26 protein-coding genes and 1 tRNA gene are annotated in these 25,949 nt (G+C 69.6%); 1 reads left to right on the plus strand and 26 read right to left on the minus strand.

What is annotated here, in order from left to right; translation table 11 throughout:
• Positions 1-93: 93 nt before the first annotated feature.
• The 6 genes from ACT80S_RS02090 to ACT80S_RS02115 are packed head-to-tail and all read right to left on the minus strand — an operon-like array spanning position 94 to position 7,065.
• On the minus strand, positions 94-1,509 hold the full coding sequence (locus ACT80S_RS02090; protein WP_377411979.1) for a sensor histidine kinase: 1,416 nt from the start codon (positions 1,507-1,509) through the stop codon (positions 94-96).
• Complete coding sequence (locus ACT80S_RS02095; protein WP_377412622.1) at positions 1,490-2,170, minus strand: response regulator; 681 nt, start codon at positions 2,168-2,170, stop codon at positions 1,490-1,492. Before ACT80S_RS02095 ends, ACT80S_RS02090 begins: the two co-directional genes overlap by 20 nt.
• Before the next feature lie 44 nt (positions 2,171-2,214).
• Complete coding sequence (locus tag ACT80S_RS02100; protein ID WP_377411981.1) at positions 2,215-3,846, minus strand: DHA2 family efflux MFS transporter permease subunit; 1,632 nt, start codon at positions 3,844-3,846, stop codon at positions 2,215-2,217.
• A gap of 2 nt (positions 3,847-3,848) precedes the next feature.
• Positions 3,849-5,075, minus strand: a complete 1,227-nt coding sequence (locus ACT80S_RS02105; RefSeq protein WP_377411983.1) for an HlyD family secretion protein — start codon at positions 5,073-5,075, stop codon at positions 3,849-3,851.
• A 26-nt stretch (positions 5,076-5,101) separates the two neighbouring features.
• Complete coding sequence (locus tag ACT80S_RS02110; RefSeq protein WP_377411985.1) at positions 5,102-6,568, minus strand: efflux transporter outer membrane subunit; 1,467 nt, start codon at positions 6,566-6,568, stop codon at positions 5,102-5,104.
• Positions 6,565-7,065: a MarR family winged helix-turn-helix transcriptional regulator gene (locus ACT80S_RS02115; protein WP_377411986.1), complete on the minus strand. Its 501-nt coding sequence runs from the start codon at positions 7,063-7,065 to the stop codon at positions 6,565-6,567. The genes ACT80S_RS02110 and ACT80S_RS02115 overlap by 4 nt, the downstream gene beginning before the upstream one ends.
• Before the next feature lie 65 nt (positions 7,066-7,130).
• Between ACT80S_RS02115 and ACT80S_RS02120 the strand changes: the two genes are divergently transcribed.
• The gene (locus ACT80S_RS02120) at positions 7,131-8,918 is read left to right on the plus strand and encodes an ABC transporter transmembrane domain-containing protein (protein ID WP_377411989.1); all 1,788 of its coding nucleotides are present in this window, start codon (positions 7,131-7,133) and stop codon (positions 8,916-8,918) included.
• A gap of 28 nt (positions 8,919-8,946) precedes the next feature.
• On the opposite strand, the gene ACT80S_RS02125 is transcribed toward ACT80S_RS02120, so the two are convergent.
• The 20 genes from ACT80S_RS02125 to secG form a co-directional block, all read right to left on the minus strand.
• Positions 8,947-9,441, minus strand: a complete 495-nt coding sequence (locus tag ACT80S_RS02125; protein WP_377411991.1) for a VOC family protein — start codon at positions 9,439-9,441, stop codon at positions 8,947-8,949.
• A 74-nt stretch (positions 9,442-9,515) separates the two neighbouring features.
• Positions 9,516-9,980, minus strand: coding sequence for a DUF1178 family protein (locus ACT80S_RS02130; RefSeq protein ID WP_377411993.1), 465 nt, complete (start codon positions 9,978-9,980; stop codon positions 9,516-9,518).
• A complete protein-coding gene (locus ACT80S_RS02135; protein ID WP_377411995.1) occupies positions 9,977-10,561 on the minus strand; it encodes an NUDIX domain-containing protein in 585 nt (194 codons plus the stop codon). Before ACT80S_RS02135 ends, ACT80S_RS02130 begins: the two co-directional genes overlap by 4 nt.
• Positions 10,562-10,592: 31 nt before the next feature.
• Entirely contained in the window at positions 10,593-10,895 is a 303-nt protein-coding gene (locus ACT80S_RS02140; protein ID WP_377411997.1) for a DUF2818 family protein, read from the minus strand.
• Positions 10,896-10,917: 22 nt separating this feature from the next.
• Positions 10,918-12,405, minus strand: a complete 1,488-nt coding sequence (gene nuoN / locus ACT80S_RS02145) for an NADH-quinone oxidoreductase subunit NuoN (RefSeq protein ID WP_377411999.1) — start codon at positions 12,403-12,405, stop codon at positions 10,918-10,920.
• A gap of 21 nt (positions 12,406-12,426) precedes the next feature.
• On the minus strand, positions 12,427-13,902 hold the full coding sequence (locus ACT80S_RS02150; RefSeq protein WP_377412001.1) for an NADH-quinone oxidoreductase subunit M: 1,476 nt from the start codon (positions 13,900-13,902) through the stop codon (positions 12,427-12,429).
• Positions 13,903-13,923: 21 nt separating this feature from the next.
• Positions 13,924-15,960 carry an NADH-quinone oxidoreductase subunit L gene (nuoL, locus tag ACT80S_RS02155; RefSeq protein WP_377412003.1) on the minus strand — a complete coding sequence of 679 codons (2,037 nt, stop codon included), beginning with the start codon at positions 15,958-15,960 and terminating at the stop codon, positions 13,924-13,926.
• Between the two features lie 13 nt (positions 15,961-15,973).
• Entirely contained in the window at positions 15,974-16,282 is a 309-nt protein-coding gene (nuoK, locus tag ACT80S_RS02160) for an NADH-quinone oxidoreductase subunit NuoK (protein ID WP_377412005.1), read from the minus strand.
• Positions 16,279-16,911: an NADH-quinone oxidoreductase subunit J gene (locus ACT80S_RS02165; RefSeq protein WP_377412007.1), complete on the minus strand. Its 633-nt coding sequence runs from the start codon at positions 16,909-16,911 to the stop codon at positions 16,279-16,281. The genes nuoK and ACT80S_RS02165 overlap by 4 nt, the downstream gene beginning before the upstream one ends.
• Before the next feature lie 21 nt (positions 16,912-16,932).
• Positions 16,933-17,451: an NADH-quinone oxidoreductase subunit NuoI gene (gene nuoI, locus ACT80S_RS02170; RefSeq protein WP_377412010.1), complete on the minus strand. Its 519-nt coding sequence runs from the start codon at positions 17,449-17,451 to the stop codon at positions 16,933-16,935.
• Positions 17,452-17,455: 4 nt separating this feature from the next.
• Entirely contained in the window at positions 17,456-18,538 is a 1,083-nt protein-coding gene (gene nuoH / locus ACT80S_RS02175) for an NADH-quinone oxidoreductase subunit NuoH (RefSeq protein WP_377412012.1), read from the minus strand.
• On the minus strand, positions 18,535-20,670 hold the full coding sequence (gene nuoG, locus ACT80S_RS02180; RefSeq protein ID WP_377412014.1) for an NADH-quinone oxidoreductase subunit NuoG: 2,136 nt from the start codon (positions 20,668-20,670) through the stop codon (positions 18,535-18,537). The genes nuoH and nuoG overlap by 4 nt, the downstream gene beginning before the upstream one ends.
• Positions 20,671-20,675: 5 nt before the next feature.
• The gene (nuoF, locus tag ACT80S_RS02185; protein WP_377412624.1) at positions 20,676-22,019 is read right to left on the minus strand and encodes an NADH-quinone oxidoreductase subunit NuoF; all 1,344 of its coding nucleotides are present in this window, start codon (positions 22,017-22,019) and stop codon (positions 20,676-20,678) included.
• A gap of 2 nt (positions 22,020-22,021) precedes the next feature.
• On the minus strand, positions 22,022-22,510 hold the full coding sequence (gene nuoE / locus ACT80S_RS02190) for an NADH-quinone oxidoreductase subunit NuoE (RefSeq protein WP_377412016.1): 489 nt from the start codon (positions 22,508-22,510) through the stop codon (positions 22,022-22,024).
• The gene (locus ACT80S_RS02195; RefSeq protein ID WP_377412018.1) at positions 22,507-23,760 is read right to left on the minus strand and encodes an NADH-quinone oxidoreductase subunit D; all 1,254 of its coding nucleotides are present in this window, start codon (positions 23,758-23,760) and stop codon (positions 22,507-22,509) included. Before ACT80S_RS02195 ends, nuoE begins: the two co-directional genes overlap by 4 nt.
• Before the next feature lie 11 nt (positions 23,761-23,771).
• Positions 23,772-24,386: an NADH-quinone oxidoreductase subunit C gene (locus ACT80S_RS02200; protein ID WP_377412021.1), complete on the minus strand. Its 615-nt coding sequence runs from the start codon at positions 24,384-24,386 to the stop codon at positions 23,772-23,774.
• Between the two features lie 13 nt (positions 24,387-24,399).
• A complete protein-coding gene (locus tag ACT80S_RS02205) occupies positions 24,400-24,879 on the minus strand; it encodes a NuoB/complex I 20 kDa subunit family protein (protein ID WP_377412023.1) in 480 nt (159 codons plus the stop codon).
• Between the two features lie 39 nt (positions 24,880-24,918).
• Positions 24,919-25,290, minus strand: coding sequence for an NADH-quinone oxidoreductase subunit A (locus ACT80S_RS02210; protein ID WP_377412026.1), 372 nt, complete (start codon positions 25,288-25,290; stop codon positions 24,919-24,921).
• A 53-nt stretch (positions 25,291-25,343) separates the two neighbouring features.
• Positions 25,344-25,428: transfer RNA gene (locus tag ACT80S_RS02215), tRNA-Leu, on the minus strand.
• 116 nt (positions 25,429-25,544) lie between these two features.
• Positions 25,545-25,937 (minus strand): preprotein translocase subunit SecG, encoded by a 393-nt coding sequence (gene secG / locus ACT80S_RS02220; protein WP_377412028.1) that lies wholly within the window; start codon positions 25,935-25,937, stop codon positions 25,545-25,547.
• Positions 25,938-25,949 lie beyond the last annotated feature (12 nt).

The raw sequence follows: 25,949 nt of genomic DNA on the forward strand, positions 1-25,949 counted from the left end.
GGTGCGGGCGGGGTGCCGACGAGGATAGGAAGGCCAACTTTCGGGACACTTCCCGAGGCCTGTCAGGAAGATGTCCCGAAACTTTCCCGCAACTTACAGGGGCGCGGTGGCGGGTGGCCCGGGCAGCAGGGGGAACCAGACGCTGAAGGTGTTGCCCACGCCGTCCACGTCCTCCTCCAGCGTGATGCGCGCGCCGTGCAGGGTGGCGATCTCGCTGACGATGGCCAGGCCCAGGCCGCTGCCGTCGGCCGGGGCGCCGAGCAGGCGGTGGAAGCGCTCGAAGATGCGGGTGCGCTCGCCGGGCGGGATGCGCGGGCCGTCGTCGCTGACGGACAGGCGCGCCATGTCCTCGCCGGGCAGGGCCACGCGCACGGTGACGCGCCCGCCCTCGTGGCTGTAGCGGACGGCGTTGTCCACGAGGTTGTTCAGGAGCTCGCGCAGGCGCTCGGCGTCCGCATGGATCATGGCGGGCTGGGGCGGGCCCTCGAAGCCCAGGTCGATCTCGCGGCGCAGGGCCTGCGGCACCCACTCCATGCCCACGTCCAGCGCCAGGGCGGCCAGGTCCAGCGGCACCATGCGCAGGCTCTCGGCCGCGCCGGGCTCGTTGCGCGCCAGCGCCAGCAGCTGGCCCACCAGCCGCGACATGCGCTCCACGCCCACGTAGAGCTGCGCCAGGCCGTGGTGCAGGCGCTGCGGGTCGCTCTCGCGCAGCGCCAGCTCGATCTGCGCCTTCAGCCCGCTCACCGGGGTCTTGAGCTGGTGCGCGGCGTCGGCGATGAAGCGGCTCTGGGAGTCCAGCGTGCCGCCCAGGCGCTGCATCAGGGCGTTCACCTCCAGCACCAGCGGGCGCACCTCGGCGGGCACGCCATCCACCGGCAGGGGCTGCAGGTCGCGGTGGTCGCGCCGCGCCAGCATGTCCCGCAGTCGCATCAGGGGCTCGAGCCCGTGGTGCACGCCGAACCAGATCACGACCGTGGCCAGGATGATCAGCACCACCTGCGGCACCAGGGCATGGGCGAGGATCTCGCGCGCCAGCGCATTGCGCTGGTGCAGGGTCTCGGCCACCTGCACCAGCACGCGGGTGGAGGCGCCCTCCCCCGCCGGCAGCCAGGCCGCGATCACACGCACCGGCGTGCCATGCAGCTGGTCGCGGTAGTAGACCGGCTGGGCGCCGGGCAGGCGCGCCGGCGCGGCCAGGGCGGCCTCGCCGCCGAGGTAGGTGCCGCCCTCGGCGCTGACCTTGAAGGCCAGGCGGTCCTCGGGGTCCACCATCAGGATCTGTTCGGCGGCCGGCGAGAGCACCAGGCGCGGCTGGCCCGCGGCCTGCTGGACGTGCAGCGCGAGCTCGCGGGCGACATCGTGCAGCGAGCGGTCGTGCGCGAGGTCGGCGGCGCGCTGCGAGGCCCACCAGCCCACGCCCGTGTCCACCACCAGCACCAGCAGCAGCGGCCCGAGCAGCCACCGCAGCAGCGCCCGGCGCAGGCTGCCGTCAGCGGGGATGGCCGCCATCCGGGCGTTCCACCAGGTAGCCCATGCCCCGCACGGTGCGGATCTCGCAGCCCAGGGGCTCCACCTTCTTGCGGATGCGGTGCACGTAGACCTCGATGGCGTTGGCGCCGACCTCGTCGCCCCAGCCATAGAGGTGGTTGACCATGTGCTCCTTGCTCACCACGCGGCCCTCGCGCATCAGGAGCAGCTCCAGCACCGCGAACTCGCGGGCCGACAGGTCCACCGGCTGGTCCTCGTGCCAGACGCGCCGCGCCGCGGTGTCCAGGCGCAGCTTGCCGTGCACCAGGCAGGGGTCGGCGCCGGAGCCGCGCCGCAGCAGGGCGCGCACGCGGGCCTCGAGCTCGGGCAGGTCGAAGGGCTTGGTGAGGTAGTCGTCGGCGCCGGCGTCGAGCCCGCGCACCCGGTCGGACAGGGCGTCGCGCGCGGTGAGCAGCAGCACCGGCACGCGCGAGCGCCGGCCCCGCACCCGCTCGACCACCTCCAGGCCGGACAGGCCCGGCAGGCCGATGTCCAGGATGGCGAGGTCGTACACGTGCTGCGCGAGGGCGGCGTCGGCCTCGTCGCCGGTGCCCACCACGTCGACCGCGTAGGCGGATTGCACCAGGGCGCGGGCGATCGCGTCGGCCAGCAGCTTGTCGTCTTCAACCAGGAGGATTCGCACCGGCTGATCGTAAGGCATGCGCCCGGGCCTCCCGCGGACCGGGCTCAATGGGCGCCGGCGGCGGCCTCGCCGCCCCGCCCGGCCGCGCCGGGCCGGCGCGTGAGCCACACCAGCGGGATCATCGCCAGGAACAGCAGGGCCGACAGCCAGAAGATGTCGTCCGCCGCCAGGGTGAAGGCCTGCTGGTCGACCAGCCGGTTCACCTGCGCCAGCGCCTGCTGCGTCGACATCCCGGCCGCCTGCAGTCCCGCCAGGGCCTGCTGCATCGCCGGGCTGGCGGGGTGCACCGACTCGGCCAGCTGCGCGTGGTGCAGCGCGGCGCGGCTCTCCCACAGCGTGGTCGAGACCGAGGTGCCCACCGCGCCGAAGGTGATGCGCACGAAGTTGCTCAGGCCCGAGGCCGCGGCCAGGCGCTCGGGCGACAGGCCGGACATGGTGATCGTGATCAGCGGGATGAAGAAGAACGCCATCGACACGCCCTGCACCAGGGTGGGCGCCAGGAGGGTGGCCATGTCGGTGCCGGTGGTGAACCGCGACCGCATCCACAGCACCAGGGCGAAGACCACGAAGGCGAAGGTGGCGTACTTGCGCGCATCCACCCGGCCGATCGTGCGGCCCACCACCGGCGACAGCACCAGGGCCAGCAGGCCCACCGGGGCCATCACGGTGCCGGCGTCGGTGGCGGTGTAGCCCATGAACTGCTGCAGCCACAGCGGCACCAGGACCACGTTGCCGAAGAACAGGCCGTAGGACACCGACAGGGCCAGCGTGCCGGCCCAGAAGTTGCGCCGCGCGAACAGCCGCAGGTCCACCACCGGGTGGTCGTCCGTGAGCTCCCAGGCGATGAAGAAGGCGAAGCCGACCGCCGCCACCACCGCCAGCCCCGTGATCAGGGGGGACTGGAACCAGTCGTGCTCCTTGCCCAGGTCCAGCGTCATCTGCAGCGCGCCGACCCAGACCACCAGCAGGGCCAGGCCGACCGTGTCGATCGGCAGCCGGCGCACCGCCGTCTCGCGGCGGCGATACAGCATCCACGCGGCGAAGGCCGCCGCCACCCCCACCGGCACGTTGATGTAGAAGATCCAGGGCCAGGAGAAGTTGTCGGTGATCCAGCCCCCGAGCAGCGGGCCCATCACCGGCGCGACCAGCGTCGTCATGGACCACATCGCCATCGCCAGGCCGGCCAGCGCGCGCGGGTAGCTCGCCATCAGCAGCGACTGCGACAGCGGGATCATCGGCCCCGCCACCAGCCCCTGCAGCGCGCGCGCCGCGATCAGCATCGGCATGCTGGGCGCCAGCCCGCACAGCCAGGAGGCGAGCACGAACAGCAGCACGCTGGCGACGAACAGCCGCACCTGGCCGAAACGCTGCGACAGCCAGCCCGTGAGCGGCACCGCGATCGCATTGGCCACCGCGAAGCTGGTGATGACCCAGGTGCCCTGGTTGGGGCTCACGCCGAGGTCGCCGGCGATGGCGGGCAGCGAGACGTTGGCGATCGAGGAGTCCAGCACGTTCATGAACGTGGCGGCGGACAGCGCGATCGTGCCCCAGGCGCGCGCGCTGCCCTCCAGCGGCGCATGGCCGGCCGGCGCTGCGGGCGCGGGCGCGGACGCGGACGCGGACGCGGGCGTGGACGTGGCGACCGGCGCGCCGGCGTCAGCCGAAGGCCCGCCCATGGTCAGCGCACCTGGGGCGCGGCCAGCGCGGCGCCCAGGTTGGCGGCGATGACCTTGCGCACCAGCGCGTCGGCTGCGGCATCGGCCACGCCCAGCGCCTGGGTGGCGGCGGAGGCCGCGGCGGATGCGGCGTCGTCGAGCGTGCGGCCGTCCTGCCGGCTCACGTCCACCTCGGCGTGCATCGACAGGCCCACGCGCAGCGGGTGCGCGGCCAGCTCCTTCGGGTCCAGCGCCACCCGCACCGGCACGCGCTGCACCACCTTGATCCAGTTGCCGGTGGCGTTCTGCGCCGGCAGCAGGGCGAAGGCCGCGCCGGTGCCTGCGCCCAGGCCGGCGACCGTGCCCTGGTAGGTGACCTGCTTGCCGTAGACGTCGGCCACCAGGCGCACCGGCTGGCCGATGCGCATGCGCCGCAGCTGCACCTCCTTGAAGTTGGCGTCGACCCAGACCTGCTGCAGCGGGATCACCGCCATCAGCGGCGCGCCGGCGGCGACGCGCTGGCCCAGCTGCACGGTGCGGCGGGCGACGTAGCCGTCGACCGGCGCGGGCAGCGCCAGGCGCTGCGTGGCCAGCCAGGCCTCGCGCACGCGGGCGGCCGCCACCTGCACGCTGGGGTGGTGCTCGACGTCGGTGCCCTCGGTGAGGGCCTGGCTGGCCGCCAGCTGCTCGCGCGCCGCGGCCAGGGCGGCCTCGGCCGCGGCCTGCGCGCTGCGCGCGGCGCTGGCCAGGGACTGGGCATGCTGCAGTTCCTCCCTGGAGACCGCGCCGTTGCCGACCAGGGACTGGCGCCGCGCGAGGTCGTCGCCGGCGCGGGCCACGTCGGCCTTCGCCCGCTCGAGGTCGGCCTGGCGCAGGGCCACCTGGGCGGCCAGCGCGCCGTTGCCGGCATACAGCTGGCGGGCCTGGCGCACGGCCTGGGCCAGGGCGGCCTCGGCCTGTTGCAAGGCCACCTGCGCGTCGGCCGGGTCGAGCCGGACCAGGGGCTGGCCCGCCTTCACGAAGTCGGTGTCGTCGGCCAGGATGGCGGTGACCGTGCCGCCGATCTGCGGCGTGATCTGCACCAGGTTGCCCTGGACATAGGCGTTGTCGGTGTCCTCGTAGCGGCTGGCGACGAAATGGTCGTAGGCCGCGTAGGCGCCGCCGCCGGCCAGCACCACGCCGGCCAGGACCGTCAGCGCCTTCTTGCGGCGGGGGTTCCAGGGGCTGGGGAGGGTCGTGTCTGGGGTCATGTCGGGACTCGCTGGGCTCGAGGAATTCAAGGGGCGCGCTTCGTGGCCGGGGCCGGGGCCGCGGCGAGGGCATCGGGCCGGTCCGTCCAGCCGCCGCCCAGGGCGCGGGCCAGGCCGGCCTGGGCTTCGAGCGCGCGGGCGGCGAGGTCCACCGCGGCGCGGCGCTGGGCCAGCACCGCGTTCTCGGCGGCCAGCACCTGCAGGTAGTTGCCCAGGCCGGCGCGATAGCGCTGCACCGCGAGGTCGTAGGCCGCCTCGGCGCCCTGCTGCGCCTCGCGCTGCTGCGCCTGCTGGCGCGCCACGCCCTGGCTGGAGGCCGCGGCATCGGCGGCCTCGCGGACCGCGTCGATCACGGTGGCGTCGTAGGCGGCGATGGCGGCGTCGAGGTCGGCCGCCTTGCCGCGCAGGTTGGCGCGCAGGCGGCCGGCGTCGAACAGCGGCAGGCGGATCGCCGGGGTCAGGCCCCACTGCGTGCTGCCGCCGTCGGCCAGGCGGCCCAGGCCGATGCTGGACAGGCCGGCGAAGGCCGCCAGGTTGACGTTGGGATAGAACTGCGCGCGGGCGCTGTCGACCTCGGCGCCGGCCGCCTCGACTCGGGCGCGGGCCGCGGCCACGTCGGCGCGGCGCCCGAGCAGGTCGGCCGGGATCACGGCGGGCACCGCCAGCGGCCGCAGGGCCGCCAGCTGCGCGTCGGCCGGCAGGTTCAGGCCGCCGGGACGGCCGGCCAGCGCCGCGAGGGCATTGCGCGCGAGCTGGGCCTGCTCGCGCAGGGCCTCGACCTGGGCCCGCGCATCGGGCACCGCGCCCTCGGCCTGGCGCAGCTCGAGCTGGCTGTCAAGGCCGGCGGCGACACGGTCCTTCACCAGGGCCAGCACCTCGCCGCGCTGGGCCAGGGTGCGCTCGGCGACCCCGAGCTGCGCCTGCACGCGGGCCAGCTGCACCCAGGCCCGCACCAGGTTGCCGGCGAGCAGCACGCCCGCAGCGTCGGCCTCGGCCTGCGCCGCGCGGGCCTGGCCCAGGGCGGCGTCGAGCGCGGCGCGGTAACGGCCGAAGAAATCCAGCTCCCAGGAGGCCGACAGCTGCAGCAGGCCGGACTCGCGGACGCTGCCGGCCAGCGGCGCCGGCACCATGCCGTTGCGCGTGAAGCGCTGGCGCGTGGCCTCGGCCGCCGCATTCACCTGCGGCAGCAGCGCCGCGTCGGCCACGCCGGTGACGGCCTGGGCGCGCGCCAGGCGGGACCGGGCGACGCGCAGCGAGGGGTGGCCGGCCAGGGCCTGGTCCACCAGGGCATCGAGCTGCGGGTCGCCGAAGGCGCGCCACCACTGCGCCTCGATGGCGGGGACGCTGGCGGCGGCCCCGGCGGCCAGGCCCAGCGAGGCGGCGTCGCGCATCGGCGCCGGCACCGCAACATCGGGCGGGCTGGCGCAGCCGGCCAGGGCCAGCGCGGTCGCCAGCGCCATGGCCACGGCGGCGGTGCGGGGAAGGCGGGTCATGCGTCGGGTCCCTCCTGGGCGGCGGCATCGGCCCGGCCCTCGGGCGTGTTGGCCAGCACCCGGCGCAGCAGGCCCTTGAGGGTGTCGAGCTCGTCGCGGCTGAAGCCGCGCAGCTGGGCGTTCTGCACGTCGCACAGCAGGGCCGGGATCTTGCCGGCGACGGCCTCGCCCCGGGGCGTGAGCTCGAGGTTCACGACCCGGCGGTCCTGCGAGGAACGGACACGGCGCAGGAAGCCCTTGTCCTCCAGCCGGTCCAGCGTGCGGGTGATGGTGGCGGCGTCGACATGCGTCTCGCGCGCCAGCTCGGCGGCGGTGGTCGCCAGGCCCTTGTGGATCTTCAGCAGCGGAATCCACTGGGCATGCGTCAGGCCGTCGGGCTCGAGCTGCTCCCCGACCTCCCGGGCGAAGGCGATGGTGATGCGGCGCATCAGCCAGATGGCGCTGTCCTCGGGCTGGTAGGTGCCCGGGCGGTAGAAGGTGGGAGTGCGCGATGCCATGGAAATTACTTGCAGCTGCAATGATTGTAGGCGCAACCGAATTTCCGTGCTCGCTACACTGCCGCATGGCCCGCTCCCACCCCGCCTCCGACGCCCCCCGGGGCGCGCCGCGCGCCCTGCGCGGCCTGCTGCCGTTCCTGCGCCCGTACCGCGGCCGCATCGCCCTGGCGGTCCTGTTCCTCGGGCTGGCGGCCACGGCCACGCTGCTGTTCCCGCTGGCCCTGCGCAGCCTGATCGACGGCGGCCTGCTCGCCGCCGACCGGGGCGACCAGGCGATGGCGCTGCGCGGGCATTTCCTGGGGCTGTTCGCGGTGGCGGTGGCCCTGGGCCTGTCCTCGGCGGCGCGGTTCTACACGGTGAGCTGGCTGGGCGAGCGGGTGACCGCCGACCTGCGCAACGCGGTCTACGCCCATGTGGTGCGCCAGAGCCCGGCGTTCTTCGAGACCACGCAGACCGGCGAGGTGCTCTCGCGCCTGACCGCCGACACCACCCTGGTGCAGACGGTGGTCGGCAGCTCCTTCTCGCTGGGCCTGCGCAATGCGGTGATGGGCGCGGGCGCGCTGGCGATGCTGGTGTGGACCAACCCCTACGTGATGACCCAGGTGCTGCTGGTGCTGGTGGTCGTGGTGCTGCCGTCGATGGCCTTCGGCCGGCGGGTGCGCCGGCTCTCGCGCGCCAGCCAGGACCGGGTGGCCGACGCCAGCGCCATCGCGGCCGAGGTGCTCAATGCGATCCCGGTGGTCCAGAGCCATGCCGCCGAGGCGCGCGAGGCGCGGCGCTTCGGCGACTCCACCGAGCATGCCTTCGCCACCGGCATCCGGCGCACCCGGGCGCGCGCCTTCCTGGTGGCCTTCGTGATCATCGCCACCGCCGCCCTGCTGCTGTGGGGCGTGTACCAGGGCACGCAGGCGGTGCTGGCCGGGCGCATCAGCGCCGGCCACCTGGGGCAGACGGTGGTGTACGTGATCATCCTCGCCGGGGCGGTGGCGGTGCTCGGCGAGGTCTACGGCGACCTGCTGCGCGCCGCCGGCGCGATGGAGCGGTTGATGGAACTGCTGCACGCGCACTCGCCGGTGGCCTCGCCGGCGCACCCGGTGGCGGCGCCCTCCCCCGCCGGCGGCAGCGCGGTGGTGATCGAGGACCTCAGCTTCCACTACCCCTCGCGGCCGCAGTCGGCGGCGCTGTCGCAGGTCTCGCTGGCCATCGCGCCGGGCGAGACGGTGGCCCTGGTGGGCCCCAGCGGCGCGGGCAAGAGCACGGTGTTCCAGCTGCTGCTGCGGTTCTACGACCCGCAGGCCGGCCGCATCCTGCTCGATGGCGTGCCGGTCGCGGCGCAGGACCTGCAGGCGCTGCGCCAGCGCATCGCCCTGGTGCCGCAGGAGCCGGTGATCTTCTCCGCCAGCGCGATGGAGAACATCCGCTACGGCCGGCCCGGGGCGAGCGACGAGGAGGTGGTGGCCGCCGCGCGCGCCGCCTTCGCGCACGAGTTCATCACGGCCCTGCCCGGGGGCTACGGCAGCTTCCTGGGCGAGCGCGGGGTGCGCCTGTCAGGCGGCCAGCGCCAGCGCATCGCCATCGCCCGCGCCATGCTCAAGGACGCGCCGCTGCTGCTGCTCGACGAGGCCACCAGCGCGCTGGACGCGCAGAGCGAGCGCATGGTGCAGTCGGCGCTGGAGGCGGCCATGCGCGATCGCACGACGCTGGTCATCGCGCACCGCCTGGCCACCGTGCAGCGCGCCGACCGCATCGTGGTCCTGGACCACGGCCGCATCGTGGAGGAAGGCACGCACGAGGCGCTGGTGGCGCGCGGCGGGGTCTACGCGCGGCTGGCGGCGCTGCAGTTCATGGCCTGAGACGCCGCGACCGGATCGGGCTGCCCGCTCATCCCGCGCCCGGGGCCTCGCCCCGGCGCGCGGCCTCGATGGCGGCGATGTCGATCCGGCCCATCTCCATCATGGCCTCGAAGGCGCGCTTCGCGGCCGCCGGGTCGGGGTCGGCGATGGCCTCGAGCAGGACCCGCGGCGTGATCTGCCACGACAGGCCCCACTTGTCCTTGCACCAGCCGCAGGCGCTTTCCTGCCCGCCGTGGCCGACGATGGCGTTCCAGAGGCGGTCGGTCTCGGCCTGGTCCTCGGTCGCGACCTGGAAGGAGAACGCCTCGCTGTGGCGGAACGCCGGCCCGCCGTTGAGGCCCAGGCAGGGGATGCCGAGCACGGTGAATTCCACCGTGAGCACGTCGCCCGCCTTGCCGGCGGGGTAGTCGGCCGGCGCCCGATGCACCGCGCGCACCGCGCTGTCAGGGAAGGTCGCGGCGTAGAACTGCGCGGCCTCGAGGGCGGCGCCGTCGTACCAGAGACAGACCGTGTTCCTGTTCATTCGCACGTCCTCCGAAGCAGGGCCTAGGCGGCCGGGAGGACATTGTGCGACGGCGGGCGCCGGCGCGCGCCGCCTTACTGCAGCGGCCCCTTGAGCCCCTTCGGCAAGGGCAGCGGCACCACGCCGATGCCCTCCTCCAGCAGCGCCTGCGTCTCCTCGCGCGAGGCCTGGCCGCGGATGCCGCGCTCCTCGGTCTCGCCGTAGTGGATCCTGCGGGCCTCCTCGGCAAAACGCTCGCCGACATCCTCGGTGTTCGCCATCACGTGCCGCACCGCCTTCATCCAGGCGGCCTGCAGGGCCGCCTGCTGCGGCGCGGGCACCGCGGCCTCGCGCGCGGCGGCCGGCGCGGGGACGGCGGCCGGCGCCGCCTGCGCGCCGAGGTTCAGGCGCGGCGCACTGAGCTTCTTGGCCACCTGGGTGTCACCGCACACCGGGCACTCCACCAGGCCGCGTTGCAGCTGCGCCTGGAAATCATCTTCCGAAGCGAACCAGCCCTCGAACACGTGGCCCGTGGCGCATTGCAGGTCGAGCACCTTCATGGAGCGGATTGTCCCTGCCAGTCCAAGACCCAGTCGCCGCTCAGGACGTTCTGCAGCCAGACCAGGCAGGACAGCGTCTTGCCGTCGGTGACCTTGCCCTCGCGCACCCACTGCAGCAGCTCGCGCGGCGTGGCGGCGATGACGTCGAGGAACTCGCCCTCGTCGAGGCGGCGCTCGCCGCGGGTCAGCCCGCGGGCGAACCAGATGTCGATGAATTCGTCGGAGTAGCCGATGCAGGGGTGCATCTCGCCGGCATGGGCCCACTCGCGCGCCGAGTAGCCGGTCTCCTCGAGCAGCTCGCGGCGGGCGCAGGCCAGGCGATCCTCGCCCGCATCGAGCTTGCCGGCCGGGAATTCGACCATGACCCGGCCCACCGGGTGCCGGTACTGGCGCTCCAGCACCACCTGCCCGTCATCGAGCAGGCCGATGACGACGACGGCGCCGGGGTGGAGGATGAATTCGCGCCGGGCGGTCTGGCCGTCCGGCAGGCGCACGGTGTCGCGCACCGCGTGCAGGAAGCCGCCGCGCAGCAGCTCCTCACGGCCGGTGGCCACTTCGACGAGGTGCTTGTCGTCGGACATGGGCTTCAGGTGCCGGGGCCGCGCCGCCGCCTCAATGCCGGTGCTTGAACAGGTAGCGCCAGACGAAGCCGGGGAAGGCCAGCGTCACGAACAGGGCGCCGGTGATCGCGTAGAACTCCCAGCCCTGGGGCGCGACCTGGCCGGCGCGCTGCTCCAGCAGCAGGCCGACGCTGCCGACCACGAGGTACAGGACCAGCAGCTCCAGCAGCCGCAGGCCCAGCGACTTCGGGGCGCGCAGCGGCACCACCCCGAACAGCCGCCCGGTCACGAACGGCAGGTTGGCGCCGAGCAGCGCCAGGAAGATCACGAACCAGACCGATGCGGTGAGCGACACGCCCCGCCCCTTCCAGGAAAGATCAGGGCGCCAGGGTCTTGAGGACCGCCTCGGCGCACAGGGTCATCAGGCCGCCGGGAACGATGCCCAGCGCCAGCACCAGCGCGCCGTTGACGGACAGGACCACGCGCACGTCGACCGGGGCCGAGACGGTGGTGGCGGTGATGGGCGCGTCGAAGTACATGACCTTGACCACGCGCAGGTAGTAGAACGCGCCGATCAGCGAGGCGATCACCGCGAACACGGCCAGGCCGATGTGGAACGCGGTGCCCGCGGTCACCAGCGCCTGCAGCACGGCCAGCTTGGCGTAGAAGCCCACCAGCGGCGGCACGCCGGCCAGCGAGAACATGCAGATCGCCATGATGCCGGCGTACAGCGGGCTGCGCTGGTTCAGGCCGGCCAGGTCGGCGATCTCGTCGCTCTCGAAGTGCTCGCGCGCCAGCAGCAGGATGATGCCGAACGAGGCCAGCGTGGTCAGCACGTAGGTCACGATGTAGAACATCGAGGCGCTGTAGGCCGAGGCGGCGTTGGCGGTGCTGCCGTTGACGACGCCAGCGGCCAGGCCCAGGAGCACGAAACCCATTTGCGCGATGGTCGAATAGGCCAGCATGCGCTTGAGGTTGGTCTGCGCGATCGCCGCCAGGTTGCCCACCACCAGCGAGGCCACGGCCAGCACCACCAGCATCTGCTGCCAGTCGATGGCCAGGGGCATCAGGCCCTCCACCAGCAGGCGGATGGCGATGGCGAAGGCAGCCAGCTCGGGGGCGGCACCGATCATCAGGGTCACGGCCGTGGGCGCGCCCTGGTAGACGTCGGGCACCCACATGTGGAACGGCACGGCGCCCAGCTTGAAGGCCAGGCCTGCGACGATGAACACCAGGCCGAACACCAGCACTTCATGCTTGATGCGGCTGGAGCCGATGGCCTTGAAGACCTCGTTGATGTCCAGCGAGCCGGTGGCGCCGTACAGCATGGAAATGCCATACAGCAGGAAGCCCGAGGCCATGGCGCCCAGCACGAAGTACTTCATGGCGGCCTCGACGGCCTTCTCGTTGTCGCGGCGCAGGGCCACCAGCGCATAGCTGGAGAGCGTGAGCAGTTCCAGGCCCAGGTAGATGCCCAGGAAGTTGCTGGCGCCGATCATCACGAAGATGCCCAGGAGCGACAGCAGGGACAGCGAGAACAGCTCGCCGCCGCGCATCATGTCGCGGTCGGCGGCGTAGGGACGGCTGTAGACCAGGGTCACGCCGACGGCGACCGCGGCGAAGACCTTGAGCCAGTTGCCCATGGGGTCGCTCACGACCATCTTGCCGAAGGCGTACTGCACCTGGCCGCCCAGGGCGAACTGGGCGCACATCCAGGCGACGCCCGCCAGGGTCAGCAGGCTCAGCACGTAGGTGAGGTTGCGAAGACGCGTCTTCACGCCCAGGTCCACCAGGGCGATGACGCAGGTCGCCGCCAGCAGGAGGATCTCCGGCGCGACGACGACGAGGCTCAGTGTGTCCAGCATGGCAGGTACGGCCTTCTTGTGTCAGTTCAGTTTGGAAGCCGCCACGTGCTTGAGGAACTCGGCGACGGTGACGTCCATGACGTCGGTGAAGGGCTTGGGATGGATCCCCATGTACAGCACCGCGATGGCCAGCAGCGCCAGCATCACGAACTCGCGGCCGTTGATGTCGGTGAGCGTACGCACGTCGTCGTTGGTGACCGGGCCCAGGTAGACGCGCTTGAACATCCACAGGGTGTAGGCGGCGCCGAAGATCAGCGCGGTCGCGGCCATCAGGCCGAGCCAGAAGTTGGCCTGGGTGGCGCCCAGGATCACCATCCACTCGCCGACGAAACCGGCGGTGGCCGGCAGGCCGCAGTTGGCCATCGAGAACAGCAGCGCGAAGGCGGCGAACTTGGGCATGGTGTTGACCACGCCGCCATAGCTGGCGATCTCGCGCGAGTGGACGCGGTCGTACAGCACGCCGATGCACAGGAACATGGCGCCCGAAACGAAGCCGTGGGCGATCATCTGCACGATGCCGCCGGCCACGCCCAGCGGGTTGAAGATGAAGAAGCCCAGGGTCACGAAGCCCATGTGGGCGACCGACGAATAGGCCACCAGCTTCTTCATGTCCTGCTGGACCATGGCGACCAGGCCCACGTAGATCACCGCCACGATGGACAGGCCGATGATCAGCCAGGCCCACTCGTGCGCCGCATCGGGGGCGATGGGCATGGAGAAGCGCAGGAAGCCGTAGGCGCCCAGCTTCAGCATGATGGCCGCCAGCACCGCGGAACCGCCGGTGGGCGCCTCGACGTGCACGTCGGGCAGCCAGGTGTGCACAGGCCACATCGGCACCTTCACCGCGAAGGCGGCGAAGAACGCGAAGAACAGCAGGGTCTGCACGTTGCCCGCCAGGGGCAGCTTGTGCCAGGCCGCGATGTCGAAGCTGCCGCCGGACTTGTTGTACAGGTAGATCAGGGCGACCAGCATCAGCAGCGAGCCCATGAGCGTGTACAGGAAGAACTTGAACGCGGCGTAGATCTTCCGCGGGCCGCCCCAGATGCCGATGATCAGGTACATCGGGATCAGCGTGGCCTCGAAGAACACGTAGAACAGCATCGCGTCGATGGCGGCGAACACGCCGATCATCAGGCCCGACAGGATCAGGAACGCGCCCATGTACTGGTTCACGCGCTCGGTGATGGCCTCCCACGCCGAGATCACCACGATCACGGTGATGAAGGCGGTCAGCAGGACGAACCACAGCGAGATGCCGTCCACGCCCAGGTGGTAGTTGACGTTGAAGCGCGCGATCCACGGCGCCTTCTCGACGAACTGCATCGCCGCGGTGGAGGCGTCGAAACGGGTGTACAGCGGCAGCGTGACCAGGAAGCTGACGATGGCGCCGACCAGCGCGATCCAGCGCACCGTGCGCGCCTGGTCGTCGCGGCCGAGGGCCAGGAGGACGACGCCGAAGAAGATCGGCGTCCAGATGGCGAGGCTCAAGAGACCCATTTTTGTTCTTCTCCTACTGGCTTACTTGAACCACGGCGAGGCGAACCACGTCAGCAGCACGAACAGGCCGACGATCATGGCCAGCGCGTAGTGGTACAGGTAGCCGGTCTGCACGCGGCGCACGATGAAGGCGAACACGCCCACCAGCTTCGCGCTGCCGTTGACGGCGGCGCCGTCGATGAGGGCCTGGTCGCCACCCTTCCACAGGGCGATGCCGAGACCCCGGGCCGCGCGGGCCAGGATGTTCTCGTTGATCCAGTCCATGTAGTACTTGTTTTCCAGCAGCGTGTAGACCGGCATGGCCGCGCGCTTGATGGCGGCCGGCAGCGCCGGGTTCACCATGTACATGTAGTAGGAGACCGCCACGCCGGCCAGCGCCAGCCAGAACGGCGCGGTGCTGAAGGCGTGCGTGGCCATGGCGGCTGCGCCATGGAAGGCCGCGCCGATCTGGGCCATCGCCGGGTGCCGGGCGGCGTCCACGAAGATCGCGTCCTTGAAGAACTCGCCATACAGCATCGGCTGGATGGTCAGGTAGCCGATCACCACCGAGGGGATCGCCAGCAGCAGCAGCGGCACGGTCACGACCCAGGGGGACTCGTGGGGCTTGCCGTCACCGTGGCCGTGGCCATGGTCGTCGTGCGCATGGTGGTCGTCGTGGTGCGCGTCCGGGTTCTGGTCGTAGCGCTCCTTGCCGTGGAAGACCAGGAAGTACATGCGGAACGAGTAGAACGCGGTGACGAACACGCCGGCCAGGACGGCGAAGTTGGCGAAGCCGGCAGCGGGCAGGTTCGTGGCGTGAACCGCCTCGATGATGCTGTCCTTGGAGTAGAAGCCGGAGAACAGCGGCGTGCCGATCAGGGCCAGCGAACCGAGCAGCGAGGTGATCCAGGTGATCGGCATGTACTTGCGCAGGCCGCCCATCCAGCGGATGTCCTGGTTGTGGTGCACGCCCATGATCACCGAGCCGGCGCCGAGGAACAGCAGGGCCTTGAAGAAGGCGTGCGTCATCAGGTGGAACACGGCGACCGAGTAGGCCGAGGCGCCCAGGGCCACGGTCATGTAGCCCAGCTGGGACAGCGTGGAGTAGGCCACCACGCGCTTGATGTCGTTCTGGATGATGCCCAGGAAGCCCATGAACAGGGCGGTGATGGAGCCGACCACCAGGATGAAGTTCAGCGCCGTGTCCGACAGCTCGAACAGGGGCGACATGCGCGCCACCATGAAGATGCCGGCCGTCACCATGGTGGCGGCGTGGATCAGGGCGGAGATGGGGGTCGGGCCTTCCATGGAGTCGGGCAGCCAGACGTGCAGCGGGAACTGGGCGGACTTGCCCATGGCGCCGATGAACAGGCAGATGCAGATCACGGTGACCAGCATCCAGTCGGTGCCCGGGAAGGCCAGCTTGGCCAGCTCACCGCTCTTGCCGAAGATCTCGGCGTAGTTCATCGTGCCGGTGTAGGCGGCGATCAGGCCGATGCCCAGGATGAAGCCGAAGTCACCGACCCGGTTCACCAGGAAGGCCTTCATGTTGGCGAAGATCGCGCTCGGCTTGTTGTACCAGAAGCCGATCAGCAGGTAGGACACCAGGCCCACGGCTTCCCAGCCGAAGAACAGCTGCAGCAGGTTGTTGCTCATGACGAGCATCAACATGGAGAACGTGAACAGCGAGATGTAGGCGAAGAAGCGGTTGTAGCCCTCGTCTTCCTGCATGTAGCCGATGGTGTAGAGGTGCACCATCAGCGAGACGAAGGTCACCACGCACATCATCATGGCGGTGAGGCCGTCGACCAGGAAGCCGATTTCCATCTTCAGGCCGCCGATCACCATCCACTCGTAGACGGTGCCGGAGAAGCGCGCGCCGTCCATGGCCACGGACTTGAGCGTGAGCGCCGAGATCACGAAGGCGATGAACACGCCCAGGATGGTCAGGCTGTGGGAGGCGGCACGGCCGATGCGGTTGCCGCCGAACTTCGTGCCCAGCACGCCCGCCAGCACCGCGCCGGCGAGCGGCGCGAGCGGAACGGCGAGCAGGGTCGATGCGTTGAGGGTCTGGCTCATGGTTCTTGTTCTTTCAGCCCTTGAGCGTGTTGAGTTCTTCGACGTTGATGTTCGACTTGGCGCGGAACAGCAGCACGAGGATGGCCAGGCCGATCGCCGACTCGGCGGCAGCCACGGTCAGGATGAAGAACACGAACACCTGGCCGTGCATGTCGCCCAGGTAGTAGGAGAACGCCACGAAGTTCATGTTCACGGCCAGGAGCATCAGCTCGATGGCCATGAGCAGCACGATCAGGTTGCGGCGGTTCAGGAAGATGCCGATCACCGACAGCGCGAACAGGATCGCGCCCAGCGAGAGGAAGTGTCCGAGGGAGAGAGTCATGCCTTGGCCTCCGGCGCGGCTTCGGGTTGCGCCGGGGGGGCGGCGACGGTGGCGGGCATCTTGACCACTTCGAAGCGGTCACGGGCCTTGACGCGCACCTGGATGGCGGGGTCGATGTGGCGGCTGTCCTTGCGCTCGCGCAGGGTCAGCGCGATGGCGGCAATCATGGCCACCAGCAGGATGGTGGCGGCGATCTCCAGCGGGAACAGGTACTGCGTGTACAGCAGCTTGCCCAGGGCGTGGGTGTTGGACACGTCGGCGGGCTGCGGCACGGCGTCCGTCACGCGGAAGCCGCCCATGAGGACGGCGGCCATCTCGAGGGCGATGATGGCGCCGATCAGGCCGGCCAGCGGGAAGTGCTTCCAGAAGCCGGCGCGCAGGCTGTCGATATTGATGTCCAGCATCATCACGACGAACAGGAACAGCACCATCACCGCGCCCACATAGACCAGCACCAGCGTGATCGCTAGGAATTCGGCCTTGAGCAGCAGCCACACGGCGGCCGCCTGGGAGAACGCCAGCACCAGGTACAGGGCGGCGTACACCGGGTTGCGGGCGGTGATGACACGGAACGATGCGAACAGCAGCACCGCCGAGAAGAGGTAGAAGAAACCGGTCTTGACGTCCATGAGAGTTCTCTCTTCTTGTTCTTAGCGGTACTTGGCGTCGGCCGCCTTGTTGGCAGCGATCTCGGCTTCGTACTTGTCGCCCACGGCCAGCAGCATGTCCTTGGTGAAGTACAGGTCGCCGCGCTTCTCGCCGTGGTACTCGAGGATGTGCGTCTCGACGATGGAGTCGACCGGGCAGCTCTCCTCGCAGAAGCCGCAGAAGATGCACTTGGTCAGGTCGATGTCGTAGCGCGTGGTGCGGCGGGTGCCGTCGGCGCGCTGGTCCGACTCGATGGTGATGGCCATCGCGGGGCAGATCGCCTCGCACAGCTTGCAGGCGATGCAGCGCTCCTCGCCGTTCTCGTAACGGCGCAGGGCATGCAGGCCGCGGAAACGCGGCGACAGCGGGGTCTTTTCCTCGGGGAACTGGATGGTGATCTTGCGGGCGAAGGCGTACTTGCCCGTGATGGCCAGGCCCTTGAACAACTCCGTCAGCATGAAGCTGGACAGGAAGTCCTTCAGGGAGAACGCCGAGGGTCGATCGAGGGTTTGCGTCGACATGGCTTTAATTCCAGATGTTGTAGGGGGTCTGCATCCACAGGCCCACGACGATCAGCCAGACGAGCGTGACCGGAATGAAGATCTTCCAGCCCAGGCGCATGATCTGGTCGTAGCGGTAGCGCGGGAACGTCGAGCGCACCCACAGGAACATCGTGACGACGATGAAGGTCTTGATGCCCAGCCAGATCCAGCCGGGGATCCAGTTGAACAGCGCCGAGTCGATCGGGGGCAGCCAGCCGCCCAGGAACATGATGACGGCCAGGATGGAGACCAGCCACATGTTGGCGTATTCAGCCAGGAAGAACATGGCGAAGCTCATGCCCGAGTACTCGATCATGTGGCCGGCGACGATCTCGGACTCGCCCTCCACCACGTCAAACGGGTGGCGGTTGGTCTCGGCCAGGCCGGAGATGAAGTACACGACGAAGATCGGCAGCAGGGGCAGCCAGTTCCACGAGAGGAAGTTCAGGCCCATCTGCGCGAAGTAGCCCTTGTCCTGCACCATGACCACCTGGGTCATGTTCAGGCTGCCGGTGACCATCAGCACCACCACCAGGCAGAAGCCCATGGCGATCTCGTAGCTCACCATCTGCGCCGAGGCGCGCAGCGCGCCCAGGAAGGCGTACTTCGAGTTGGAGGCCCAGCCGGCGATGATCACGCCGTACACCTCGAGCGAGGTGATGGCCATCAGGAACAGCAGGCCGGCGTTGATGTTGGACAGCGCGGTCTCGGGGCCGAAGGGGATCACGGCCCAGGCGGCCAGGGCCGGCATGATGGTCATGATCGGGCCGAGGAAGAACAGGCCCTTGTTGGCCGCCGAGGGGCGGATGATTTCCTTGGTGATCAGCTTCAGCGCGTCGGCGATGGGCTGCAGCAGGCCGAACGGGCCGATGCGGTTCGGGCCCACGCGCACCTGGGTGAAGCCGATGGCCTTGCGCTCCCACAGCGTCAGGTAGGCCACGGCGCCCATCAGGGGCGCGACCACGCAGACGATCTTGATCAGGTTCCACACCACGGGCCAGGCCATGGCGGTCCACCAGGGCGCGGCGACCAGGCCGTAACCGAATTCGTAGATCTGGTCGATCATGCCGGGGCTCCTTCAGCGGCGCGGGCCTTGCGGGCGTCGGCCGTCAGTTGCAGCGACGTCGCGCGGCGCACGATGCCGTCAAGCTGGTAGATGGACGCGGCGGCGGGTCGGCCGGCGGTCACGGTGAGGTCGATGGCGGCGCCGGTGGCGTTGTCCAGGCGCGCGCCCTGCACGAAGTCCTGGCCGGCGTCCTGCGGGCCGCGGGCGGCCTGGAGCACGTCCTGCGCGGACTCGAAGTCGAAGCCCGGCAGGCCCAGCAGGTTGCCCAGCACGCGCAGCACCTTCCAGGCGGGACGGGCCTCGCCCTGCGGCTTGACCACGGCATGGAAGCCCTGCACCCGGCCTTCGGCGTTGACGAAGGTGCCCGGGGTCTCGGTGAACGGGGCGATCGGCAGCAGCACGTCGGAGAAGCCGAGGTTGGCCTTGAACGGGCTGAGGGTCACGACCATCTCGGCCTGGCCCAGGGCGGCGGCGGCGCGGTGGCCGTCGGCGGCGTCATGGACCGGCTCGGTGTTCAGCAGGATCGCGGCCTTCAGGCCGCCCGCCAGCATCTGGCCGGCATTCAGGCCGTTGCCGCGCGGCACGGCGCCGGCGAGCTGCGCGCCCACGGTGTTGGCGGCCTCGGTGAGGTAGCCCACGGTGGCGCCGGTCTGGGCGCCGATCCACTGGGCCAGGGCCAGGATCGAGGAGGCCTTGGCGTGGTGCGCCGCGGCATTGCCCAGGAGGATGGCCTTGCGCTCGCCACCCAGCAGGGACTTGGCGATGGCACGTGCGGCGTCGTCGGCCTCGGCCTGGGCCGGGGCGGCGACGCCCTTCTCGGCGGCGACGGCGGCGGCCACGCGGGCCAGGGCCAGGGGCCACTCGCCGGCCGGCACGACGGCGCGGTGGGCCAGGGCCATGGCCTGGTCGTCCTCGGCGTCGTGGAGGAAGGACACCTGGGCGCCCTTGCGGGTCGCGCCGCGCACCCGCAGGGCGAACAGCGGGTGCTCCTTGCGCAGGTTCGAGCCCACCACCAGCGCGCGCTGCAGGTTGGACAGCGAGGCGATGGAGGTGCCGAGCCAGCGCACGCCCTCGCCCGAGGTGAACTCGGCGTGGCGCAGGCGGTAGTCGATGTTCTCGGAGCCGAGCGAGCGCACCAGGGCGCCGGCCAGGTACAGCTCCTCGACGGTGCTGTGCGGGCTCACCAGCGCGCCGATGGCGGCGGCGCCGTGGTCGGCCTTGACCTGCTTCAGGCCATTGGCGACGTACTCGAGGGCGGTCTGCCAGTCGACGGTCTTCCACTCGCCGCCCTGCTTGATCATCGGGGCGGTGAGGCGCTCGTCGCTGTTCAGGGCTTCGTAGGAGAAGCGGTCGCGGTCGGCCAGCCAGCACTCGTTGACGCCGTCGTTCTCCAGCGGGAGCACGCGCATCACGCGGTTGTTCTTGACCTGGACGACCAGGTTGGCGCCGGTGGAATCGTGCGGGCTGACGCTCTTGCGGCGCGACAGCTCCCAGGTGCGGGCGCTGTAGCGGAACGGCTTGCTGGTCAGCGCGCCGACCGGGCACAGGTCGATCATGTTGCCGGACACCTCGGAGTCGACGGTATCGCCCAGCACGGTGGTGATCTCGGAGTGCTCGCCGCGGTGGATCATGCCCAGCTCCATCTCGCCGGCGATTTCCTGGCCGAAGCGCACGCAGCGGGTGCAGTGGATGCAGCGGGACATCTCCTCCATGGAGATCAGCGGGCCGACGTCCTTGTGGAAGACGACGCGCTTTTCCTCTTCGTAGCGCGAGGCCGAGGCGCCGTAGCCCACGGCCAGGTCCTGCAGCTGGCACTCGCCGCCCTGGTCGCAGATCGGGCAGTCCAGCGGGTGGTTGATCAGGAGGAACTCCATGACCGACTGCTGGGCCTTCACGGCCTTGTCGCTCTTGGTGCGGACGATCATGCCCTGGGTCACGGGCGTGGCGCAGGCCGGCATCGGCTTGGGCGCCTTCTCCACGTCGACCAGGCACATGCGGCAGTTCGCCGCGATGGACAGCTTCTTGTGGTAGCAGAAGTGCGGGATGTAGGTGCCGGCCTTCTCGGCGGCATGCATCACCATGCTGCCTTCGGCGATTTCGACCTTTTTCCCGTCGAGTTCGATTTCAACCATGGTTCTTATGCCTTCGCTGCTTCGGCGGCCTGGATCTTGGCCTCGAACTCGTGACGGAAATGCTTGAGCATGGCGCGCACCGGCATGGCCGCCGCGTCGCCCAGGGCGCAGATGGTGCGGCCCTGGATGTTGTCCGCCACGGAGTTGAGCAGGTCGAGGTCGGAGGAGCGGCCGTGCCCGTTGTGGATGCGGTCCACCACGCGCCAGAGCCAGCCCGTGCCTTCGCGGCAGGGGGTGCACTGGCCGCAGGACTCGTGGGCGTAGAAGTACGAGAGGCGGCGCAGGGACTCGACCATGTCACGGCGCTCGTCCATGACGATGACCGCGCCCGAGCCCAGCATGGAGCCGGCCTTGGCGATGGAGTCGTAGTCCATCGTGCACTCCATGATGATGGAGGCGGGCAGCACCGGGGAGGAGGAGCCGCCGGGGATCACGGCCTTGAGCTTGCGGCCGCCGGAGACGCCGCCGGCCAGCTCCAGCAGCTTGCTGAAGGGGGTGCCCAGGGGGATCTCGTAGTTGCCGGGGAGCTCGACGTCACCGGAGATCGAGAAGATCTTGGTGCCGCCGTTGTTGGGCTTGCCGCACTCGAGGTAGGCCTGGCCGCCGTTGCGGATGATCCAGGGCACCGCCGCGAAGGTCTCGGTGTTGTTGATGGTGGTGGGCTTGCCGTACAGGCCGAAGCTGGCCGGGAACGGCGGCTTGAAGCGCGGCTGGCCCTTCTTGCCTTCGAGCGACTCGAGCAGCGCGGTCTCCTCGCCGCAGATGTAGGCGCCGAAGCCGTGGTGGCCGTGCAGCTGGAACGAGAAGTTCGAGCCCAGGATGTTGTTGCCCAGGAGGCCGGCCGCCCTCGCCTCTTCCAGCGCTTCCTCGAAGCGCTCGTAGACCTGGAAGATCTCGCCGTGGATGTAGTTGTAGCCCACGGTGATGCCCATCGCGTAGGCGGCGATGATCATCCCCTCGATCACGATGTGGGGGTTGTACATGAGGATGTCCCGGTCCTTGCAGGTGCCGGGTTCGCCCTCGTCGGAGTTGCACACCAGGTACTTCTGGCCCGGGAACTGGCGGGGCATGAAGCTCCACTTGAGGCCCGAGGGGAAGCCGGCGCCGCCGCGGCCGCGCAGGGCGGATTCCTTCACGGTGGCGATCACCTGGTCCTGCGTGAGGCCTTCGCCGCCATCCTTGCCAAGGATCTTGCGCAGGGCCGCGTAGCCGCCGCGCGCCTCGTAGTCCTTCAGGCGCCAGTTGGTGCCGTTCAGGTCCGCGTAGATCTGGGGGTTGATGTGGCGGCCGTGGAAGCAGGTCTGCACGCCGGTGGCCTGGAACTGCGCCAGGACTTGCTGGGCATTCATGCTCATTGCTGCTCCGCTTTCTTGAGGCCGTCGATCAGCTGGTCCAGCTTGTCCTTGCTCATGAAGCTGCACATGGTGCGGTCGTTCACCAGCATGGCCGGCGCATCGGCGCACGCGCCCAGGCACTCGCACTGCTGCAGGGTGAACAGGCCGTCGGCCGTGGTGCCGCCCATTTCGACGCCCAGGCGCTGCTCCAGGTGGTGCAGGGCTTCCTGGCCGCCGCGCAGCTGGCACGGCAGGTTGGTGCAGACGTTGAGCTTGTACTTGCCCACCGGCCGCTGGTTGTACATGTTGTAGAAGGTCGTGACTTCGTGCACGGCGATCGCGGGCATGCCGAGGTAGTCGGCGATCTGCTGCTCGCTCTCGGGGCTGACGTAGCCCTGCTCCTGCTGAACGATGGACAGGCAGGCCATCACGGCCGACTGCTTCTGGTCCGCGGGGTACTTCGCCACTTCACGATCGAAGCGGGCGCGGGTGGTTTCAGAAATCATCGGTCAATCTCTCCGAACACGATGTCCATGGTGCCAATGATGGCCACGGCATCGGCAATCATGTGGCCGCGGCCCATCTCGTCGAGGGCGGCCAGGTGGGCGAAGCCCGGGGCGCGGATCTTCAGGCGGTAGGGCTTGTTGGCGCCGTCGCTGTTGATGTAGATGCCGAACTCGCCCTTGGGGTGCTCGACGGCCGCATAGGCCTCGCCCTCGGGGACGCGGAAGCCTTCGGTGAAGAGCTTGAAGTGGTGGATCAGCTCTTCCATGTTGGACTTCATGGACTCGCGGTCCGGCGGCGCCACCTTGTGGTTGTCGGTGATGACGGGGCCGGGGTTCGCGCGCAGCCAGGCCACGCACTGCTGGATGATCCGGTTGGACTGGCGCATCTCCTCGACGCGCACCAGGTAGCGGTCATACGAGTCGCCGGTCTTGCCGACCGGGATGTCGAAGTCCATCTGGGCGTAGACGTCGTAGGGCTGCTTCTTGCGCAGGTCCCAGGCGATGCCCGAGCCGCGCAGCATGGCGCCGGTGAAGCCCAGGTTCAGGGCGCGCTCGGGCGTGACCACGCCGATGCCCACGGTGCGCTGCTTCCAGATGCGGTTGTCGGTGAGCAGGGTCTCGTACTCGTCGACGTACTTCGGGAAGCGGTTCGTGAAGTCCTCGATGAAGTCCAGCAGCGAGCCCTGGCGGTTCTCGTTGAGCTGGCGGATGGTCCGCTCGTTCTTGACCTTGCTGGCCTTGTACTGCGGCATCGTCTCCGGCAGGTCGCGGTAGACGCCGCCCGGGCGGAAGTAGGCCGCGTGCATGCGCGCACCGGAGACCGCCTCGTACATGTCGAACAGGTCTTCCCGCTCGCGGAAGCAGTAGATCAGCATGTTCATCGCGCCGCAGTCCATGCCGTGGCAACCCAGCCAGAGCAGGTGGTTCAGCAGGCGGGTGATCTCCGAGAACATCACGCGGATGTACTGGGCGCGCACCGGAACTTCCAGACCCAGCATCTTCTCGATGGCCAGGCAGTAGGCGTGCTCGTTGGACATCATCGACACGTAGTCGAGGCGGTCCATGTAGGGCAGCGACTGGATGTAGGTCTTGGTCTCGGCCAGCTTCTCGGTGGCGCGGTGCAGCAGGCCGATGTGCGGGTCGGCGCGCTGGATGACTTCGCCGTCGAGCTCGAGCACCAGGCGCAGCACGCCGTGGGCGGCCGGGTGCTGGGGACCGAAGTTCAGGGTGTAGTTCTTGATTTCTGCCATGGTCGTCCTCCTTACTGGAGGCCTCCATAGTTGTCTTCGCGGATGATCCGCGGCGTGATCTCGCGCGGCTCGATCGTCACGGGCTGGTAGATCACGCGCTGGCGCTCGGGGTCGTAACGCATCTCGACGTGGCCGGACACCGGGAAGTCCTTGCGGAACGGGTGGCCGATGAAGCCGTAGTCGGTCAGGATGCGGCGCAGGTCGGCGTGGCCTTCGAAGACGATGCCGAACAGGTCGAAGGCTTCGCGCTCGAACCAGTTGGCCGCGCTCCACAGGCCGTTGACCGAGTCGACGGCGGGCAGGTCGTCATCGGGGCAGAAGACCTTCAGGCGGACGCGCTGGTTCAGGCTCACGGACAGCAGGTGCGAGACCACGGCGTAGCGCGGGCCGTCCCAGGTGCCGTTGCGCCACTCGGACATGTCGAGGCCGCACAGGTCCATCAGCTGCTCGAACTGCAGGCCGGCGGCATCGCGCAGGGTCTTGGCGGCCTGCAGGTAGTCGGCGGCGGCGACGGTCACGGTGACCTCGCCGAGGTGGAGGTCGACGCGCTTGGCCAGGGCACCGAGGGTGTTTTCGATCGTCGCCTTGAGGGCCTGCGGATCAACGGCGTAGACAGGAGTCGTCATCGAGGCGGGTCCTTCAGGCGCGGGCGATGGTCTGGGTGCGGCGGATCTTCTGCTGCAGCTGGATGATTCCGTACAGCAGGGCCTCGGCGGTGGGCGGGCAACCGGGCACGTAGACGTCGACCGGCACGATGCGGTCGCAGCCCCGGACCACGGAGTAGCTGTAGTGGTAGTAGCCGCCGCCGTTGGCGCACGAGCCCATGGAGATGACCCAGCGCGGCTCGGGCATCTGGTCATAGACCTTGCGCAGGGCCGGGGCCATCTTATTGCACAGGGTGCCGGCCACGATCATCAGGTCGGACTGCCGGGGACTGGGCCGGAACAGCATGCCGAAGCGGTCGATGTCATAGCGGGCCGCGCCCGCGTGCATCATTTCCACCGCGCAACACGCGAGGCCGAACGTCATCGGCCAGAGCGAGCCGGTCTTGGCCCAGTTGATCACCGTATCCACCGTGGTGGTGACGATGCCCTTGTCGAGAATGCCTTCGTTTGCCATTGCCGTACTTCCTTCTGCACGCCCGTGACCGGGCCGTGCTCACTCCCAGTCCAGGGCGCCTTTTTTCCACTCGTAGACGAAGCCCACGACCAGGATGGCCAGGAAAACCATCACCGACCAGAAGCCCACGGCACCGATCTCCTTGAGCGCGACGGCCCAGGGAAAGAGGAAGGCGATTTCCAGGTCGAACAGGATGAAGAGGATGGCCACGAGGTAGTAGCGCACGTCGAACTTCATGCGCGCGTCCTCGAAGGCCTCGAACCCGCACTCGTAGGGGGAGTTCTTGGCTGCGTCGGGCTTGTTGAAGCCGACTGCGGTGGAGACGATGAACCCGAGAACCTGGGGGATCACCCCGACTGCGACGCCCACCAAAATGAACAGGAGGACGGGGAGATACTGCTCTAGGTTCATCTGGGGCTCCGCTACCGCTGCGTCACGGGATCCGGGCCCGTGACTTTTTTGTATGGTGCCGTCGGCGAGACTCGAACTCGCACAGCTTTCGCCACTACCCCCTCAAGATAGCGTGTCTACCAATTTCACCACGACGGCGGTTTGTGCATCCGGTACTGCGGGCGTTGTTTGAATTTTCAACCCGCTGCTCCGAACAGCCTGAGAGTTTACCCTGAAACCATGTCGCTTCCCGGGGGAAAGCGAAGGAAATTAGCTCAGCGACCCGGAATCTGTGCGGCGCCCGAGGCGGGAACGGCCGGCACCGGGGCGGCGGAGGCCGCCGTGGCGGGGATCTGGGCGGCTGCGCCGGACGCTGCCGGGGCCGCGGGCGCGGCGGCGCGCTCGAGGACCGAGCCGGATTCCACCGGGCGGTTGGTACCCAGGTAGGCCAGGCCCATGGTGCACACGAAGAACACCGTGGCCAGGACGGCGGTGGTGCGCGAGAGGAAGTTCGCGCTGCCCGAGGCGCCGAACAGGCTGCCGGAGCCGCCGCTGCCGAAGGCGGCGCCCATGTCGGCGCCCTTGCCGTGCTGCACCAGCACCAGGCCGATCATGCCGATCGCCGAAATGAGCTGGACGGCCAGCACGATGTTGAACAGGAAACTCATGGATGCACTCCT

The sequence above is a fragment of the Ramlibacter sp. MAHUQ-53 genome (assembly GCF_052600055.1).

What these genes read in the sequence shown, in the direction of transcription:
- ACT80S_RS02090 (WP_377411979.1), bottom strand. Translation starts at nt 1,509, where the DNA reads ATGGCGGCCATCCCCGCTGACGGCAGCCTGCGCCGGGCGCTGCTGCGG.
- ACT80S_RS02100 (WP_377411981.1), bottom strand. Translation starts at nt 3,846, where the DNA reads ATGGGCGGGCCTTCGGCTGACGCCGGCGCGCCGGTCGCCACGTCCACG.
- ACT80S_RS02105 (WP_377411983.1), bottom strand. Translation starts at nt 5,075, where the DNA reads ATGACCCCAGACACGACCCTCCCCAGCCCCTGGAACCCCCGCCGCAAG.
- ACT80S_RS02110 (WP_377411985.1), bottom strand. Translation starts at nt 6,568, where the DNA reads ATGACCCGCCTTCCCCGCACCGCCGCCGTGGCCATGGCGCTGGCGACC.
- ACT80S_RS02115 (WP_377411986.1), bottom strand. Translation starts at nt 7,065, where the DNA reads ATGGCATCGCGCACTCCCACCTTCTACCGCCCGGGCACCTACCAGCCC.
- ACT80S_RS02120 (WP_377411989.1), top strand. Translation starts at nt 7,131, where the DNA reads ATGGCCCGCTCCCACCCCGCCTCCGACGCCCCCCGGGGCGCGCCGCGC.
- ACT80S_RS02125 (WP_377411991.1), bottom strand. Translation starts at nt 9,441, where the DNA reads ATGAACAGGAACACGGTCTGTCTCTGGTACGACGGCGCCGCCCTCGAG.
- ACT80S_RS02130 (WP_377411993.1), bottom strand. Translation starts at nt 9,980, where the DNA reads ATGAAGGTGCTCGACCTGCAATGCGCCACGGGCCACGTGTTCGAGGGC.
- ACT80S_RS02135 (WP_377411995.1), bottom strand. Translation starts at nt 10,561, where the DNA reads ATGTCCGACGACAAGCACCTCGTCGAAGTGGCCACCGGCCGTGAGGAG.
- nuoN (WP_377411999.1), bottom strand. Translation starts at nt 12,405, where the DNA reads ATGCTGGACACACTGAGCCTCGTCGTCGTCGCGCCGGAGATCCTCCTG.
- ACT80S_RS02150 (WP_377412001.1), bottom strand. Translation starts at nt 13,902, where the DNA reads ATGGGTCTCTTGAGCCTCGCCATCTGGACGCCGATCTTCTTCGGCGTC.
- nuoL (WP_377412003.1), bottom strand. Translation starts at nt 15,960, where the DNA reads ATGAGCCAGACCCTCAACGCATCGACCCTGCTCGCCGTTCCGCTCGCG.
- nuoK (WP_377412005.1), bottom strand. Translation starts at nt 16,282, where the DNA reads ATGACTCTCTCCCTCGGACACTTCCTCTCGCTGGGCGCGATCCTGTTC.
- ACT80S_RS02165 (WP_377412007.1), bottom strand. Translation starts at nt 16,911, where the DNA reads ATGGACGTCAAGACCGGTTTCTTCTACCTCTTCTCGGCGGTGCTGCTG.
- nuoI (WP_377412010.1), bottom strand. Translation starts at nt 17,451, where the DNA reads ATGTCGACGCAAACCCTCGATCGACCCTCGGCGTTCTCCCTGAAGGAC.
- nuoH (WP_377412012.1), bottom strand. Translation starts at nt 18,538, where the DNA reads ATGATCGACCAGATCTACGAATTCGGTTACGGCCTGGTCGCCGCGCCC.
- nuoG (WP_377412014.1), bottom strand. Translation starts at nt 20,670, where the DNA reads ATGGTTGAAATCGAACTCGACGGGAAAAAGGTCGAAATCGCCGAAGGC.
- nuoF (WP_377412624.1), bottom strand. Translation starts at nt 22,019, where the DNA reads ATGAATGCCCAGCAAGTCCTGGCGCAGTTCCAGGCCACCGGCGTGCAG.
- nuoE (WP_377412016.1), bottom strand. Translation starts at nt 22,510, where the DNA reads ATGATTTCTGAAACCACCCGCGCCCGCTTCGATCGTGAAGTGGCGAAG.
- ACT80S_RS02195 (WP_377412018.1), bottom strand. Translation starts at nt 23,760, where the DNA reads ATGGCAGAAATCAAGAACTACACCCTGAACTTCGGTCCCCAGCACCCG.
- ACT80S_RS02200 (WP_377412021.1), bottom strand. Translation starts at nt 24,386, where the DNA reads ATGACGACTCCTGTCTACGCCGTTGATCCGCAGGCCCTCAAGGCGACG.
- ACT80S_RS02205 (WP_377412023.1), bottom strand. Translation starts at nt 24,879, where the DNA reads ATGGCAAACGAAGGCATTCTCGACAAGGGCATCGTCACCACCACGGTG.
- ACT80S_RS02210 (WP_377412026.1), bottom strand. Translation starts at nt 25,290, where the DNA reads ATGAACCTAGAGCAGTATCTCCCCGTCCTCCTGTTCATTTTGGTGGGC.
- secG (WP_377412028.1), bottom strand. Translation starts at nt 25,937, where the DNA reads ATGAGTTTCCTGTTCAACATCGTGCTGGCCGTCCAGCTCATTTCGGCG.